Below are 17,013 nucleotides of genomic sequence, written 5' to 3' on the forward strand. Positions count from 1 at the left end.
CATTTGAACCAGACCGTATGAATGACTGCCGCTCGGGCCGTGTGACGCGATGCCGGGGCGAGAGGAGGGAAGCCGCATGGACCATTCCGATGATGCGGTGCCGATTTCCGAGTTGCTCGATGAGCGGAAGCACCTGCTGGATGTCGCGTACTGGATGCTGGGCAGCAGTAGTGCGGCCGAGAGCGTGATCGACGAGACCTACCGGCAGTGGTACCAGCTGTCCGATGCCGAGCGGGCGGGCATCGTCGCTCCGCGAGCATGGCTGGCGAAGGCGGCCGGCGGCATCTGCCTGGCACGGTTGGCCATGCCGGAGCGCTCGGCCTCTGCGGGAGGCGGCCGGACGGCCGGGACCGCGGAGCCGAGCGCACTGGAGGAGGAGATCAGTGAGGTACTGCTCAATGCGCTGGACTCCCTCTCCCCGCAAGAGCGGGCGGCGTTCGTGCTCAACGGCGTCTTCGGTATGGAACCGGGCACAGTTGCCGACGTCGTGGGGCAGTCGGAGCCCGAGGTTGCCGAACTGACCCTGCGGGCTCGGGACAGTCTGCGTGCCCGCCGTGCGCGGCCCACGACCGCCGCGGAACACGACGCAGTGGCCGTTAGGATACGCCGGGCTTGTGTGACGCAGGACGAGGTGCTCCTGGCGTCACTGATGGCGCCCGATGTAACGGCGTTCTTCGACGGCGGTGGCAAGATCCGGGCAATGATCAAGCCGGTACACGGCACGGAGCGGGTCGCCCGCTGCCTCCTGGGGTTGCTGGACTCTGGCTCACGTACAACCCTACGGTCCCAGTCGGTCAACGGACGGACCGGTCTCGTGATGCGCTACGACCAACAAGTGGTCGCCGTCATCAGTCTTGACATCGCTGCTCACCGAGTCGTACAGGTATGGGTCGTCCTCAACCCCGACAAGCTCCGTTCCTGGAACCAGCCCTCTACTGCAAACCCGTGAACCGCACGCGTTGCCAGTGGCTCGACCGCCCGACGGATTTCCTCCCGGCGGGCGGTCCGACTGCTCCGCCCGCGTGGCCGTGCACGTGTCTCAGACTGTGGCGGCTGGCACGGGGTGGGAACACGAGCCGGCGAACCCGGCAGCTCCGTTCGGACTCAGGCTGCTGCGGGCGCGCCTACCGGCAGCGCGGGATCTGCCGCCGCCCTCGGACGTCCTGACGGCCTCAGGTATGAGAACGGCCTCCAGCCGGGCGGTGTTTCCTGTCCGGGCCGCCGACAGGAAGGCGTCGAGGAGCTGCCGGTGCTCCTCCGCTCCGACGGTCGCCTGCTGATCCGCACAAAGATGCTTGCGGGCTCTGCTCACGATCTTCCGGACGTTGACCAGGCTCACCTGGAGGATCTCTGCGATGTCGGCGTATGCGTAGTCGAACGCCTCACGCAGGACGTAAGCAGCCCGTTCCACGGGCGTCAGCTTCTGCAGTACCAGGAGCAGTGCGATCGCCAGGTCTTCCTCACGTTCCGCACCCAGTTCGAGATCGTTGCTCGTGTCGACGGGTTCGGGCAGCCACGGACCGATGTAGCTTTCCCGGCGGACCCGGGCCGACTGCGCCACGTTGAGGGCCAGCCGGGTCGTGGTGCTGGACAGGAACGCTACCGGACTGTTGACCGCTGAACGGTCGGTCTTCTGCCACCGTAGCCAGACTTCCTGTACCACGTCCTCGGCTTCGACCACACTGCCGAGCACGCGGTACGCGATGCCGAAGAGCCGCGGACGGAGCTCCACGAAGACAGAAACGGCCTCGTCCAAGGTGCTGTCCGCAGGGGACGTCTCGAGGTGCATGTCCTGCTGTCTCCGTTCCTCCGAGTGCTGCCGCTCAGCGGTGTGAGCACACGCAGACACCTCGGTCGGTGCTCTGCCGAAAGGTGGGATAGATGGGGGTCTGCCACTGAACGCCACGGTTGTGATGACCGCTTCCGCTTCATTGACCTGCCAGCGTGGGGTTCTGTGACAGGTTTGACCCACAAGATTCCTGACATGTCGCCGGGGTGACCGCTTCGATGTCACAACTTCAACCGTGATTCGGTCTTGAGGCTGGCCGGGACGTACCGGCTGGAAACCGGCCCTTTGGAGATACAGGAATGAGAGATAGTGCCCGGATAGTCCGTATTGGGGTCGCTGATGTAGAGCGAGCTGCCTCCATGCACACCAGGTGCTCCACATACACCTTGTGGCGCCGCTACCACCGGCCCATGAGGGATCCCAGCTTGTACCTGCACACACTGTTGGGCCGCCCGGGTTCGGTCCATCTGGCCGTGCGGGACACCTCCAGCCGTTTCATCGCCATGGCGCACCTGATGCCGGATGGGGACCACGCTGAGGCGGCACTCCTCGTGGAGGACGCCTGGCAGAACAGCGGGTTCGGTACCCAGTTGCTGCACCGTCTTGGCAGGGACGCCATACGTGCCGACCTGCGCGAGCTCTACGGCCTGGTCCTGTCGGGCGACCCGCGGATACCGGCCATTCTGCGCCACGCAGCGGTGCCGGTGCGCTGTGTCCAGGAGCTCGGCGTGACGACTGTCTGGGCGAGGACCCGCGACATCGCCACCGCAGTCCGACCGCGGAAGCCTTGATATGAGGAGCGTGTTCTCAGTCGGCGACGTGAGGTTCCCCGGCCCTCGTGGACTCGGCTCCACCCTGCTCCTGATTTCGGAGGACGAGGTAGAGGCGTCCGCTGTCCGGCGCATGCTGCCGAGCGAGCTCGCCGATGTCTGGATCTGGTGCAGAACGACTGCCGAGGCGGCGCCTCTCCTGGCCCTGCGCCGTGCGCCGATGTGCGTGCTCGTGGGCCGCTCCCACTCAGGAGTAAAGCCGGCAGAGGTCGCCGCCAGGGTTCGGCAACTCGCCTCAGACGTTCCGGTGGTGGTCGTCGCCCACGACGCCGTATCGGCCATGCCGCCTGCTGCGGTCTGGAGACCAGGCCCCGGCCGCCCGGACCCGGCACGTGCCGACCGCAGGACACTCGGCCAGACCGTCCGGCTGGCGATGGAGCGACAGCACATGGAGCGGTTCCGAGTGGAGACCGGCTCGGTTCTTTCCTATGACAGCATCTCGCTGGAGCGCGGTCTGCTGCCCGCGCCGACGCTTCGGGACGACGGCTTCACTGCGGTCTCACGCTACGAGCCGGGCCGGTCCCACGCTCTCCTCAGCGGCGACTTCTACGACGTGGTCCAGACGGAGGACTCGAGGGTCCACGTCATTCTGGGCGACGTTTCCGGGCACGGACCCGCGGAGGCAGCCCTGGCCGTGCAGCTGCGGGTCGCCTGGCGGACGGCCGTCCTGTGCGGAACGACGCAGCTCGCACAGTTGGAAGTCCTCGAAAGGATCCTGACCGCAGAACGGTCGGACGACGACACGTACGCAACGGTTGTTTCGCTCGTGTTCCCGCCCGAAGCAACGTCGGCCACCGTGGTCAACGCAGGGCATCCCGGTATGCTCCACCGGCGGTCAGGACAAGTCCGATGGGTCGAACCGCCCCGGACCGGGATGGCCCTGGGGCTCTTCCCGGGGCTGGGGGACTGGTCGGTGACTGAGATGGAACTCGCGCCGCACGACAGCGTCGTCCTGTTCACCGATGGCCTCTTCGAAGGAAGGACCGAACGCTCCGCGAGGCTCGGCGAGGAGGGCCTCCTTCGACTCGCCACCCGGCACGCCCACCTGGGCTCACAGGAATTCGTCGACGCGCTGGTGGCCTGCGCCACGTCGATGGCGGCACCGTACGGAGGGCTGGTCGACGACGTGGCCGTCCTCCACCTGGGATGGAACCAGAACCCCTCACTGTCCTGACAGCCGGGCTGACCTGTGCTCGTTGCGGTACGCGCGCGGCGAGATGCCGGTGACCCGTCTGAAAGCGGAGCTGAGAGCGCTCTCCGATCCGTAACCGACGGCTCGCGCGATCGCGGCCAGTGTGTCGGTACCCCCGCGCAGGCGCTTGGAAGCCAGTTCGATGCGCCAATGAGTGAGGTAGTCCAGTGGCCCTTGGCCGACCGTGTCCTTGAACCGCGCCGCCAGGGTCGAACGGGAGACCGCGCCTGTCCGCGCCAACTCTGCAACGGTCCAGGGATGGCCGGGCGCGGTGTGCATCGACGTCAGAGCCGTGGCCACGACCGGGTCCGCGAGCCCGGCCGGCCAACCGGACAAGGCCTGCGGCGCGCGGGCGAAGTACAGGCGCAGTACGTGGACGAGCATGACAACCGCAAGATGCTGTGCCACCAGCGTCGACGCCATGGGGCGCTGCCGCAGCTCCTGGTCGATCTGTCCGAGCGCCCACTGGAGGGTGCCGGCTTCCTCGGAGCCGGCCGGTATGTGGATGACCGGGGGAAGCGTGTCGAGCAGGAGAGCATGCGCCCGGTCACCGAACGAGAAACGACCACCGACGAGGAGGACGTCCTCCCCCTCTCCGGTACGCGCGACGCCGTTCTCGGCGGCCGCAAACACCTGGCCAGCATCCACCGGCACCGCCTCGGCGTCGCTCGACAGCGTGAACGCGCGCGCCTGAGTGAGAAGGTAGCAATCTCCCTCGGCCAGCTGAACCGGCTCACCGGCGCCCTCCACGTCGAGGCGGCAGGAACCGCGGCGGACTGCGTTGAACTTCACGCCATCCGGAGCCTCGAAGTGCACCGCCCACCTGCCGCCGGCCACCAGGCTCGACGACAGGTGGCTTCGCGTGTCGAGAAGTGAGAGGACGTCTTCCAGCGGATCCATCAACACTCCGTTCTGGATGGTTGAGCAAGTTTTCTGGACTGTTCATTATAGAGACTCCGAAAGTGTCTTCGTATCTTGGTTGCGTGAGCATTGCCCGCCCAACAGAAAAGAACCGATCGTGAACCACGCGACTCGCCTCACCACTCCCTTCCATTCCCACGCCACCGCCACCGAGGTCCTCGACGGAGTAGACCTGGCCGGCCGGCGCATGATCGTCACCGGCGGTGCTTCCGGAATCGGTGTCGAGACGGTCCGGGCCCTGGCCGCCGCCGGTGCGGAGGTCACCGTCGCCACCCGCGATCCCGCGACGGCCGAACCCCTCGTCCGGGACTTCGCCGCCATGCCCGGGCCGGGCGCGGTGCGGGCGGAGGCGCTCGACCTCGCAGACCTCTCCTCGGTGGCCGCCTTCACCCGGGGATGGCAGGGGCCGCTCGATGTCCTCGTGGCCAACGCCGGCATCATGGCCCTCCCGCAACGGCACGTGACCGCCGAGGGCTGGGAACTCCAGCTGGCGACCAACTATCTCGGCCACTTCGCACTCGCCCTGGGACTGCACACCAACCTGCGCGCGGCCGGCGCCGCCCGCATCGTCGTCGTAAGCTCAGGCGCGCACCGCAACGCGGCGTTCGACTTCGAGGACCCGCACTTCGTACGTCGGCCGTACGACCGCTGGGCGGCCTACGCGCAGTCCAAGACCGCCGATGTCCTGTTCACCGTGGGCGCACGCCGGTGGGCCGCCGACGGCATTACCGCCAACGCACTCAACCCCGGCTGGATCAGCACCAACCTCCAGCGTCACATCGATGACGAGACCATGAAGGCCCTGGGTGCGATGGACGACGACGGGAACATCATCGAGCAGCCCTACTACAAAACACCCGCCCAGGGCGCCGCGACCTCCGCGCTGCTGGCCGGGTCACCCCTGGTCAACGGTGTCACCGGGCGCTACTTCGAAGACAATCAGCAGGCGGAAACGGTCGCCACCGACGACGAGCAGCACGTGGGCGGTGTAGCCCCCCATGCTCTCGACCCGCAGGCCGCGGACCGTTTGTGGGAATACGCCAGCGAGACCATCGGTCAGTGACCAGGCACGGGCCGGTCCTCGCCGACCGGCCGGCGCATGCCCGTCCCGCACCGAACCGTAGAGGTCGTCTGAGGAGGGCGTTGCCCCCGTCAGACAGGTTCGACCCCGCCTGACGGGCTCTCCAGCCTGCCAGGGCCGACACGCCCTGAGGGGCTCGCAAGCCCCGGTAAGGGGCCATGTGATGACTACCACGTCACAACCGACATGCCTACATTGTCAACACTGTGACGGACCATCAGCAACCGTCGTGGCAACGGGGGCAGCAGACGCTGATGCGTGAGTGAGTGACTTCCCTGACCGGTAGGTCACGGAGGTGCTGATGCCTGCGGCCGCCTCGCCGCCGTGGGCTCGGCACCGTTCTCGGCACTCGTGGCACGCAAGCAGCTGTGATCTGCGGTGGCCATCCATGTTCGCGAGGCCCTACGGAGGAAGAGTGCGCAACACATCGATGAGGTTCCGGTTGGCGGCAGTGGCGCTCGTAGCCGCGTCCGCCGCGGTCCCGGGAGCGGCTGTGCCCGCTATGGCCGGTGAAGCCTCGGTCGCGGCCGACGGCCCTTCGGCCGCGGTCTGGGGGTTTCCCGGCGAAGGCAGCGACTGGAAGCCGGTGACCTATGGGGGCGGGGCGATCACCAGTAGGTCCACCCCGGGCGAGGCACGCGACGAGCGCGGCAACATCCTGCACGCCTGGCGCGGCGCCAGCAACGACTACATCTACATTGCGTTGAACAACGGCCCCTCCTACCGGCTGCCCGCGGGGGCCGGCACGTTCGCGCAGACCTGGACACCGCCGAAGGTGATCTGGACCGACGACGGGGGCCGCGGGAACTTCAGAGTCTTCCACACCGGTACGGAAGGCCACGTCTACCAGCACCGCGTCCAGCTCGACTCGAGCTACCAGCTGCCCGGCGACCTGCCCGACCCGACCAAGATCCCCAACGACACCCGAACAAGCGCCACCCTGCCCGTGGGGGCGGCCGCGCTGCCCAACAACTCGTTCATGCTCGCTTGGAACAGCCAGTCCAACGACGCCATCTGGACGACGTACTACAACGGTGAGGCCGCCACCTACACCTCGCCCCGCGTGATTCCGGGTGCGCTGAGCAAGGACGCGCCGGCGCTGGCCGCCCAGGTGGACACCGGAAACGACCCCGCACCCTGGAACCAGATCGTGCTGGCCTTCACCGGCACCGACAACAACATCTACATGTCGCGGCAGAGGTACGGGACATCCACGTGGACGAACCCGTTCAAGGTGTACGCCTCGGGCACCTCCGGCTACACCAGAAGCGGTCCGTCCGTCGCGCTTTCCCGCAACGGCTACGGCGTGATCAGCCTGACCGAGGACCGCGACAACACGATCGGCAGCTACATCATTTCGCGGGACGGTGGGTGGAGCGGGTACTACGAAGAGAACTCCTTCGCCAACACGTACGGCAAGACCCCGCTGGCCGTGATCGCCGGAACCTATCTCTACTACGTCATCAACGGCACGGGCGGGGGACAGAACGGCGTCCTGTGGAAGGAGGTCTACGACTTCGCGGCCATGCCCAAGCCCCCGGCTCCGCAGTGGTGATGGGGCCAGGGGACCGACTTCAGGCAGCCGGACGGAGCGCGTAGCAAAGCAGCCGCCCGACTACGAGGACGTGAGCCTTGACGGACGCGGGCGCAGACGACCTCAATCGCCTTCTGGCGAGAACGAGAGGACGCGGCCGCGCTGTCAGCTCCCCAGCACCGCACGGAGCCTCACCCTCCAGTGGCCCCTCCCCAGCGACTCACTGCCTCGAAGACACACCAGTCTCCGACAACGGTCGCCGGGCGTAGGGGCCACCCCCGTTTCCCCCCGCGCAGACACGGATACAACGATGACGCTACATATCGAGGTCACGTGAAACACAGCCGAACAGCGACGAGTCTTCTGCCCGGCCTGCTGTTGTCCCTCCTGACTCCGGCATTCACTCCCGCGGCGTCGGCGCTTGCCCCCGCGGCACCCATGACCGCTCCCGCGCAGGCCGCGCCAACGGCTGGACCCGGAGCCAGCGGACCGGACCTGAGCCAGACGAACCGCACCGTCCCCCGCGCCGGCCTGCCCGACTGGTCGCGGACGGGATATCGCGGCGGCCTGGAGCTTCCGGGCAGCGGGGACCTGACCAGCGATGCCTCCTGCCGCATCACCAGGGACGAACTCGCCTCCACCTACAAGGTGATCGGGGACGACGGCGTCGACGACACCGCCGGGCTGCAGAAGGCGATCGACGACGTCAAGAGCAGATGCTCCCCGAACGCGAACTTCCACCGGCTCTCACTCATCGAGTTGCCGTACGGGCGGGTCGACATATCCCGCCAGATCTACGTCGACGCCAACTTCCTGACCATCAAGGGCATGGGCTCCGACGACGGGGGCACGAAGGTGGTGTTCCGCCCCGACCTCAGCACACGCTACGACCAGACGGTCAACGGCCGCTGGGACCAGGAAAGCATGACGGCCGGCAACGCACCCGACATGGGCAACGGCGGCTGGATATGGCCGGGACGAGGGATGTTCCGGGTCCAGACCCGGGATGTGGCGGCACGGTACCAGGACGAATGGGAGGTGCTCCCGCCGCTTCCCGGTCGTAAGGACCTCTTCGAGGGCAGCGTCAACCAGCACTGGGTCTCCGGCTTCAAGCTGGCCTCACTGCCCGACGCTCCGGGCTTCTCGGGCCGCCGCGGCGCCAACGTGGTGCGGCTGGACCCGAAGGCCGACACGGACAAGTTCAAACTGGGCGGCTACGTCTGGGTGGGGGCGGCCAACAGCAAGAAGTTCTACGCACAGCAGGGCATCACCGACCCGAGCATGATCGAGGCGCTCCACATGCGTCAGCAGATGTTCCGGGTCACCCACATCGACGCCACCACCAAGACGATCACGCTGGACGAGCCGCTTGAATGGGACCTGCCGGTCAACTCCGAATCGGACGGCTCCGAACCGCTGAACGGCAGCGGCAATCCGTACCCCAGCAAGATCACCCCGCTGAAGACCGTCGAAGGAGTGGGGTTCGAGGACTTCGCCTTCACTCAGGACATGAACGGCCTGCCCAAGATCGGCGGCCAGGAGACCTACTCTCTGAGTCCCGACCAGGCCAAGAACAACTATGGCAACATGGCCCCGGAGTACGCGATGCACGGCATCGTGTTCAAGTGGGCCGCCAACAGCTGGGCGCGAGGGCTCAGGGCCACGATGACCGGCTCGCACCCGATCGTCACCGAGGTGGCGCGCAACCTGCAGATCGAGCGCAACAGCTTCGACGGTGCATGGAACAAGGGCAAGGGCGGCAACGGCTACTTGCGCGGCAGCCGGGTCTGGGACTCGCTGTGGGCCTACAACCTCAGCCGCAACCTGCGCCACTTCACCTTCCAGTGGTCGGCCAGCGGCAACGTCGCCTTCCGTAACGACCTCGACTCGGACCTGAACCTGCACGGCGGTTGGGAACACAGCAACCTGTTCGAGCAGAACACGGTACGCATTCCCTACGACCACCGTTCGGCGAGCTGCCAGACCAACTGCGGCGGGGAAGGCGGCGAGATCGACGACGGGACCTGGTACCCGGTCTGGTGGGCGGCCGGCCCCAAGGCCGGCAAATGGGCTGGTTCCTCCGGTCCGCAGAACGTCTTCTACAACAACACGTTGATCAAGCAGACCACCCCGAACGGGCCCTTCGAGCCGTACGCGCCGTACGGCACGCGGCCCGGTGTCGCGTTCCAGTTCGGCTCCGACAGCACGCACCCCGGCGAGTTCCAGCCTCTGAGCCAGGACGGCCAGGCGATTGCCGACTGGACCGGCCGGGAGACGCTGGACTTCCAGGGCCAGGGAGTGGCAACCCTCGACCTCGGTAAACAGCACTCGTTGTTCCTGCGCGACACCGGCGGCGAGATCGACCCCCGTGAACAGAACCGCCGCAAGGTGATCACTTGGAACATGCAGGGCGCAGGCACCACCAACGACGTCGGCGAGTACGAATCCAAGTACGACGCGGGAGTACTCGGCATGATGGAGCGATACCAGGCCAACATCGTGCTTCTGCAAGAAGCAGGCTCTCCGCCCGGAGGCGAAACAGGCGACAGATGGCTGGGACAGGAGCACGACATCCAGCAGACGCAGTTCAGCCGAGGGCTCGACTACGTGGGCAATCACATATACCCCCCGGTCCGGCAGTACCGCATCAGCGGGACGCGCAGCCGACCGGCGGCATATCTGTACTGGCTGCACACGGACACCTCCACCGTTGGGGTCAACCGCGTCAACCTGGCCATCGCAACCTCCAGGCCGGTCGACCAGGACGACGTCTATGTGGTGCAGGGAACCGCCGACAGGTACGGTGCCACGAGCCGTCCCGCGCTCGGCGTCCGCGTCGACGGCGTCGTCTACTTCACGGTGCACGGGTGGTCGGGGACCGGCAACGACGCCCCCGAACTGCTGGCCAACATCCGGACCCGGATGGCCACCGCAGGCCCCAATAACACGCCGCTGCCCTGGGTGGCGCTCGGCGACTACAATCGCCTCCCACATCCTGGCGCCCGGAACTCCCTGTACGACCGACTCGCCCAGGACGCACCTGGACAGTGGCAGGTGATGGCCCCGTCCCTCGGGCAGCCGACCCATCCAACCATGCCGGACCCTGAACCCTATGTTCCGGACCCCTTGGATCCAGAGCCCACGGAGCCGCTGACCACCACGCCGAGAGTCCTCGACTACGCAGTCGCCCCGTCCGGCGCCAACGCACCCCAGGCCACCGGCATAGCCCGGGTCGACGAAGAAGTCAGGTCGGACCACTATCCCGTCCTGTTCGAGATCGGCAACCTGCCGGAACCACCGAGCGACAGGCTGCGACCGGTGAAGAAGCTGCCGGCACGGGCTGTGCTCCGCAACGCCAAGACCACGAACGTGGCCACCTACGGCGGCTACACCTCCCAGGTCACCGACGAGCCCCTCAACCGGGCCGATGTACCGATGCAGACCTTCAGCCTGGATGCGGTACCCGAGTTCCCCGGCTACTACCGCCTGGTCGCCGTCGACGGCAACAGCTACCTGGGACAGCCGGACGGTGACCGCGACGCGCGGATCGTACTGAACCCGAACGAAGAGACCGACCAGCTCTGGCGCCCCGTTGACCAGGGCGACGGCACATGGATCCTGGAGAACATGGTCAGCCACCAGTTGCTCACCTCTCTGAACAGCGGTGAGGCTCTGATGGCTCGCGACTTCGACAACTCGGGCTCCCAGCGTTGGTTCCTCCAGGACCCCGCCACCGAGGCGACGAGAGTCGACGAGATCCTCCTCAAGGAGTCCACCCCACCCCTGATGATGACTGTGGCGGACGGCCGCACCGAAGAGGGTACCTCGGTGGACGTGCGCTACGACACCGAGGAGGGAAACGAAGGGTTCATCACGATCTACGCGGACAAAACCGGCGATGACCACTGCTACTACCTGGCCTACGGCGGCAAGTACGTCAACGCGACGGCGACTCAGACACTGCCGCAGGACGGCAACAGGGTCACGCTGAATACCTTCCGCCCCAACGACGACGGCTATCTGTGGTGTGCCACGTTCAACGAGACGACGATGTTCTTGAGTAACCACACCGCACCCGACGAGCGTCTGTACCTGGACGCTCACGGCGAGAACCAGCCGTTGACACTCCACACATACACCCCCGGGCTCCCAGTGGATCTCTGGGCCTTCGATCCAGTCACACAGTGACGGACAGGCCACGGCCGGCGTGACGACGGCAGCCGCCAGGCCATCATGTACTGGCTCTGCCCCACCGGTCACATGAAGTGACTGCGCGCCCGACTCCCAAGGGAGCCGGGCGCGCACACTTTCGCACGCCGTGTGAAGGCGGTGTCACAGCAGGCGGTTCTGACCGGTCAGTGGTGTGAAGCCGAGAAGAACTGAGGACACCGTGCGTGAGATCCTTATCGTGGGCGGCGGCTACGCGGGCTTCTACACCGCGTGGGGCCTGGAGAAGAAGCTGCGCCGGGGCGAGGCGCACGTCACCGTCGTCGACCCGCGTCCATACATGACATACCAGCCGTTTCTGCCGGAGGTCGTGGCGGGCTCCGTGGAAGCCCGCCACGCCGCAGTGTCCCTCCGTCGGCACCTGCACCGCACCCGCCTGATCGGGGGATCGGTCACAGAGATCCGTAACCGTGACCGCACAGTCACGGTACGCCCGGAGAGCGGGCCGGACTACCAACTGACCTACGACATCCTCGTCATCACGGCAGGCGCGATCACCCGCACCTTTCCCATCCCGGGCATCAGCGACCAGGCCTTCGGCCTGAAGCACGTCGAGGAGGCGGTGGCCATCCGTGACCGGCTGCTGACTTCGTTCGACCGGGCGGCGACCCTGCCTAAGGGACCCGAACGCAAGAGGCTCCTGACCGCCACCTTCGTAGGCGGGGGCTTCTCGGGTGTTGAGGGCTTCGGCGAAGCGTTGTCCCTGGCGGCCGCACTGCTGAAGCACTACCCGGAGGTCAGTGCCCAGGAACTCGACTTCCACCTGGTCGAGGCACGGGGCCAAATCCTTCCCGAGGTCACCGACCAGCCGGGCGAGTGGGTGGTCCAGTCCCTGCAGAAGCGAGGTGCGCAGGTGCACCTCAACACCCAGCTCATCTCTGCCCAGGACGGACATGTCGTGCTCTCAGATGGGACGGAGTACGACTCCGGCCTGATCGTGTGGGCCGCAGGCAACGCGGCGAACCCCGTGGTGCACAACCACACGGATCTCCCAGTGGACGAACGGGGACTGCTCGTCGTACGGCCCGACCTGCGCGTCGGAACGGAGACGGACGCGGTGCCGGACGTCTGGGCCGCCGGCGACGACGCATCCGTGCCCGACCTTGCCGCAGGTCAGCCGGGAGCGCGGACGGTCCCCAACGCCCAGCACGCGGTACGACAGGGCAAACGCCTTGCGAAGAACATCCTGGCGTCACTGCGCGGAAGGCCCACCAAGGACTACGTTCACCACAGCCTGGGAGTGGTGGCCACCCTGGGCCTGGGCAGGGGCATCTTCCAGTATCGGCGTCTTGTCATCAAGGGCTTCCCAGCCTGGCTCATGCACCGCGGCTATCACGTGCTCGCCGTTCCGTCGTGGGAACGCAAGGTACGCGTGTTCGCAGTATGGGCCACCGCCGCCCTCTACGGCCGGGACGTTGTCTCCCTGGTCTCGGTGCAGCACCCTCGGGAGGCATTCCTGACCAAGGGCGACCCACACCGAGGCGAACAGCCGACCAGCGCTCCCGTCCGATGAACCGGTTCCCTTCGTATACCGCAGAGTTCCGGTGTCGGCCGTCCGGAACCCTGTTCGGCGCTCCAAGGAACCATCATGAGTGAAGACGCATCCTTGATCACACGCTGGAGCGCGCTCGACCGGCTCCACCGCCGGATCGACGCCACCGTCGAACGGCGCCTTCACCAGCGGCTCGGTCTGGGCGTCAGCGAGTTTCGCGCACTGACGGCTCTGGACAGCGGCGAGGCCGAGGCCCGGACGCTGCAACTCCGGGACCTGGCCACGCAGGTCGGCCTGAGCCAATCCGCAACAAGCCGTCTGGTGATCCGGTTGCGGGATCGGGGCCTCATCACCACGAGCACTCCCGCGCACGACCACCGCAGCGTCGAACTCCGGCTTACCACCGTCGCACAGAAGGTGCTTCGGGTCGGTACGCCGGTGCTCACCGACGCCGTTTGTGACGCGGTGCAAGACCTTGCCGAGAAGGACACCGACCGCGCCCTGCTGCGCTACCTCAAGGAGGGCCCCGGCCATGGGGGCGACGCGCAGAGGTGAATTCGACCTTGCCGCAAGACGCCGTCAGCACGTCATCCCCGAGCCGAAGCCCAGCTCCCGGGGCAGGTACTCTCACTGGATGCCGGTGTGCAGGACGAAAGGAATCCCGCACAGCGCCTGCCGGTCCGGCACCCGCGGCCGGCCCTCGACCCCCTTCGGACCCAGCTTCGGCAACAACGCCGCGGGCCACGGAGATCGTAATGACCGCCGAGGAACTGTCAGAGCTGGAGGCTGCGGTTCAGCCCGGCGCCGTCAGCGGCGCCAGCTACACGCCGCAGCAACTGGCCTCACCCGGACCGCTGAGCCAGCGGCCTGGGCGACCGCCGTCCCGGCGTCCGCCAGTATGGATCCAGCCGCACCGGCCGGCCTGCACAGCAAGGTGAACCCGCTCCAGGCCGGGGCGCCACTGGGTGACCAGGCCAGGGCACCCGGTTCGAGGCGTGGGGCCGCCTGTGATGCCAACTCCTTATTCGGACTCACCAGGACGGCCCACTCCACGGTCAACTCGGTCCGTGGGGTTCTGACCAGTGCTTGCGATGTGGGGGTCTCTCGCCGCGCGCCCTTCGAAATTTCACGCGTGCCCCTCTTCGGCCGCGCCCTTCCCGCGGTGGCCGTTGAGGAAGGCGGCGACGGCGGCGTCCAGGTCGCTGTCGCACGCGGTCACGGCGTACCCGGCCCGGTCCCAGAGCCCCGACGCCATCAGGGGCGCGATCAGCGTCAGCACCATGTGCATCGGATCGCCGGGAGCGATACGCCCTTGCTCTTGATGCGCCTTGATCACCTGTGCTGCGCTGCGCATGTTCGGCATGAGGGCCTCCATCGCGTCGCGCAGTTCGGGGTGGCGCGATACGTCGGTGAGGAGGCTGAGAATCGCGGCACCGTACTGCTCAACCGACTCGGCGTAGGCACGAGCCATGGCGACGAGGTCGGCGACCACGTCGTCCGTGACCGTTAGCCGGGCGAATGACGAACGAGCCAGCGCGTGCGTGAGAGCCCTGTTGAGCAGGGCTGCCTTGCCACCGTAGCGGCGGAACAGTGTTGCCTCGTTCACTCCGGATCTTCGCGCGATCTCCTGAGTGGTGCAGGCCGAGTACCCGCGCTCGGCGAAGACGCTGACGGTGGTCTCGAACAGCCTGTCCACGTCGATCTGCTTGGGCATATGTCTCCAGGTCGCCGCCTCTGCGGGGATTCTAGCCCCCGTCTATTGCAAGTGTTCGCTTGCAATAGACGGGGCTGCGTGTCTAGCGTGCAGATGCGATGCGTCACAGGACTGACTGAAGGGGCTTCATGACTCATCTGCGACTGGGGCAACGGGCCAACCGCGGACTGCCTCCCCACAATCGCCGACACGGCTTCCTGAAACGGACCAAGCTGAGACTGCAGTTCACGGGATGGTTGCAGTACATCCCCACGGCTGCGGCCGGGGTCCTCCTTCTGGCCGCTGCGCTCGCGGGAAGCTGGATCGGAATCTGGCAGGTCCTGCTGGTCCGGCTGCCGTTGGGCATCGGCATCCTGTTGCTCTGCGCACTCTTGGTCGATCTGGTCACCGTCAAGCTGGGAGTGCGGCCCTTCGAACCGGTGCCCCGTCGCCTTGACGAACTCGACACCTTCGGTGTCATGCACAAACGGCGGTCCTGCCGGTCCTTCCAGAACCGCGACCTGACCGTGTCGGACCGGGAGGAGCTGATGCGCGCGGTCCACCGGCACACTCGACCGACGCATCTGATCGGCACCCGGCCGATCCGGCTGGAATATGTCGCCGCTCCTCTCAAGGTGTGGCCGACCGTAGGGGCACGCGAGTTCATTGTCGCCGTCGCTCCGCGCACCTACGACCGCCTGTCGGTCATCGACGTGGGCAGAAGCCTGCACAAGGTGGTTCTGCACGCCACCCGGATGGGCGTGGCAACGTGCTGGATCGGAGCAGGCGCCGACCAGACCAGCGTCGTCTCCCATCTGGGAGGCCGATTCGATCCTGCGGAGGAGCACGTCATCTGCGTCTGCGCCGTGGGCTACCGATCGAGATTCAAACCGATTGTGGTCCGAGCCATCGAGTTGGTACAACATCGGCGGTTGCCTTTGGCGTCGCTCTTCTTCGCTTCCCCCAGCTTCGACACGCCACTCAAGGTTGACCGACCACCCTTCTCGCCCTTCAGGCGGTGCTACGAGGCGTGCCGGTGGTCGCCCTCCTCCCTCAACACCCAGACCACCCGATGCATCGGGACAACGGATGACAGTGGCCGAGCCATGGCACGGTTCGACTTCTGCACCACCACAGCATCCCGCTACTACGCCCCCCTGGGTCTGGGTATCTGGTGTGCGAACTGGGAAGTCGGCTGCGAAGCCCTCGGGCTGCCCGGGCACCTGCGGGTACTCACATCGGACGAACAAGGGGAGCTCGACACTCCGAAACCGCCCGGTTATGGCGTGAGTTGGATCGCTGACCCGCTCGGAGCCTCTACTGCGTGACACTTTCCCAAGTGGGGCGAGCGCCCGAGGTCGGAGCACGCCTGCGCCAACGCGTACGCCACGCCACATCATGTGCGTCCATCCACCCACCATGCCCAGGAACAGCCGAACCTCAGACCTAACGGAGGCCTACTAGGGCCCCCGTCTTCAAAGATCATCCAGCTGGCAGAGCATGGTGTCGTGGTACGTCGTCATGAACTTACTGATCAGGAGTGGGAGTTACTCGCTCCGCCGATACCCCGAGCCGCGATGCGGCCCCGCGTGGAGGACCGGCAGATCGTCACGGGCCCTGCAGCAGATCCAAGCCCACGCCGGCGCGGTCGGCGACGTCGACTGGCTGGTCCAGATTGACTCCACCATCGTCCGCGCCCACCAGCACGCGCCGCCACCGGCCGCAAAGGGGGGCATCGGCAGGACAAACCGGACGATCACGTCCTCGGCCGGTCCCGAGGCGGCATGACGACCAAGATTCACCTTGCCTGCGACGGCAAGGACCGTCCGCTCGCGATTCTGGCGACTCCCGGCCAACGCCACGACAGTGTCTGGGCACGCCCTCTGCTGGAACGGATCCGTGCTCCCGGCACCGGCCCGGGCCGACCTCGGTACAGGCCCGGCCAGGTCATCGCAGACAAGGCTTACAGCTCCCGAGGCTTCCGTGTCTACCTGCGAAGACGCGGCATTGCGCACATCATCTCCGAGAAGACCGACCAGCGACGGCACCGGCTGAGGCGCGGAGGCCACGGCGGCCGACCGCCAGGGTTCGAGCGGGAAACCTACCCGCGGCGCAACATGATCGAGCGCTGCTTCAACCGGCTCAAGGGCTTCCGCGGGATCGCCACCAGATACGAGAAGACCGCACTTCCTACGAAGCGGCGGTCACTCTCGCATCGTTCCTGTGGGCAAGATCCGTTTGAAGACGGACCCTA

At 66.7% G+C, this 17,013-nt stretch carries 12 protein-coding genes and 1 pseudogene; 10 read left to right on the top strand and 3 right to left on the bottom strand.

What is annotated here, in order from left to right; genetic code table 11:
- Positions 1-76 precede the first annotated feature (76 nt).
- The gene (locus ACIBCJ_RS05230; protein ID WP_365980916.1) at positions 77-949 is read left to right on the top strand and encodes an RNA polymerase subunit sigma; all 873 of its coding nucleotides are present in this window, start codon (positions 77-79) and stop codon (positions 947-949) included.
- 90 nt (positions 950-1,039) lie between these two features.
- Here ACIBCJ_RS05230 and ACIBCJ_RS05235 read toward each other — a convergent pair whose 3' ends face one another.
- The gene (locus ACIBCJ_RS05235; protein ID WP_365980915.1) at positions 1,040-1,789 is read right to left on the bottom strand and encodes a sigma-70 family RNA polymerase sigma factor; all 750 of its coding nucleotides are present in this window, start codon (positions 1,787-1,789) and stop codon (positions 1,040-1,042) included.
- Between the two features lie 410 nt (positions 1,790-2,199).
- Here ACIBCJ_RS05235 and ACIBCJ_RS05240 point away from each other — a divergent pair, with 410 nt between their 5' ends.
- Together ACIBCJ_RS05240 and ACIBCJ_RS05245 are read left to right on the top strand one after the other, a co-directional pair.
- Positions 2,200-2,580 carry an N-acetyltransferase gene (locus tag ACIBCJ_RS05240; protein ID WP_365980914.1) on the top strand — a complete coding sequence of 127 codons (381 nt, stop codon included), beginning with the start codon at positions 2,200-2,202 and terminating at the stop codon, positions 2,578-2,580.
- Between the two features lies 1 nt (position 2,581).
- The gene (locus tag ACIBCJ_RS05245; protein ID WP_365980913.1) at positions 2,582-3,793 is read left to right on the top strand and encodes a PP2C family protein-serine/threonine phosphatase; all 1,212 of its coding nucleotides are present in this window, start codon (positions 2,582-2,584) and stop codon (positions 3,791-3,793) included.
- On the opposite strand, the gene ACIBCJ_RS05250 is transcribed toward ACIBCJ_RS05245, so the two are convergent.
- Positions 3,782-4,711, bottom strand: coding sequence for an AraC family transcriptional regulator (locus ACIBCJ_RS05250; protein WP_365980912.1), 930 nt, complete (start codon positions 4,709-4,711; stop codon positions 3,782-3,784). The two genes, ACIBCJ_RS05245 and ACIBCJ_RS05250, sit on opposite strands and share 12 nt — an antisense overlap.
- A gap of 208 nt (positions 4,712-4,919) precedes the next feature.
- Between ACIBCJ_RS05250 and ACIBCJ_RS05255 the strand changes: the two genes are divergently transcribed.
- The 5 genes from ACIBCJ_RS05255 to ACIBCJ_RS05275 all read left to right on the top strand — a co-directional run bounded on the left by ACIBCJ_RS05255 (position 4,920) and on the right by ACIBCJ_RS05275 (position 13,621).
- Positions 4,920-5,795, top strand: a complete 876-nt coding sequence (locus tag ACIBCJ_RS05255) for an SDR family NAD(P)-dependent oxidoreductase (protein ID WP_365981089.1) — start codon at positions 4,920-4,922, stop codon at positions 5,793-5,795.
- 520 nt (positions 5,796-6,315) lie between these two features.
- On the top strand, positions 6,316-7,368 hold the full coding sequence (locus ACIBCJ_RS05260) for a hypothetical protein (RefSeq protein WP_365980911.1): 1,053 nt from the start codon (positions 6,316-6,318) through the stop codon (positions 7,366-7,368).
- 417 nt (positions 7,369-7,785) lie between these two features.
- Positions 7,786-11,535, top strand: coding sequence for an RICIN domain-containing protein (locus ACIBCJ_RS05265; RefSeq protein WP_365980910.1), 3,750 nt, complete (start codon positions 7,786-7,788; stop codon positions 11,533-11,535).
- A 202-nt stretch (positions 11,536-11,737) separates the two neighbouring features.
- Complete coding sequence (locus ACIBCJ_RS05270; protein ID WP_365980909.1) at positions 11,738-13,087, top strand: FAD-dependent oxidoreductase; 1,350 nt, start codon at positions 11,738-11,740, stop codon at positions 13,085-13,087.
- A gap of 75 nt (positions 13,088-13,162) precedes the next feature.
- Positions 13,163-13,621, top strand: coding sequence for a MarR family winged helix-turn-helix transcriptional regulator (locus tag ACIBCJ_RS05275; RefSeq protein ID WP_365980908.1), 459 nt, complete (start codon positions 13,163-13,165; stop codon positions 13,619-13,621).
- Between the two features lie 571 nt (positions 13,622-14,192).
- On the opposite strand, the gene ACIBCJ_RS05280 is transcribed toward ACIBCJ_RS05275, so the two are convergent.
- Positions 14,193-14,780 carry a TetR/AcrR family transcriptional regulator gene (locus ACIBCJ_RS05280; RefSeq protein WP_365980907.1) on the bottom strand — a complete coding sequence of 196 codons (588 nt, stop codon included), beginning with the start codon at positions 14,778-14,780 and terminating at the stop codon, positions 14,193-14,195.
- 128 nt (positions 14,781-14,908) lie between these two features.
- Here ACIBCJ_RS05280 and ACIBCJ_RS05285 point away from each other — a divergent pair, with 128 nt between their 5' ends.
- Both ACIBCJ_RS05285 and ACIBCJ_RS05290 read left to right on the top strand, forming a co-directional pair.
- Positions 14,909-16,087, top strand: a complete 1,179-nt coding sequence (locus ACIBCJ_RS05285) for a nitroreductase family protein (RefSeq protein WP_365980906.1) — start codon at positions 14,909-14,911, stop codon at positions 16,085-16,087.
- Between the two features lie 162 nt (positions 16,088-16,249).
- Positions 16,250-17,001: pseudogene (locus ACIBCJ_RS05290) on the top strand (IS5 family transposase).
- Positions 17,002-17,013 lie beyond the last annotated feature (12 nt).

The organism is Streptomyces sp. NPDC051136 (assembly GCF_044455745.1).
Classification (GTDB): Bacteria; Actinomycetota; Actinomycetes; order Streptomycetales; family Streptomycetaceae; genus Streptomyces.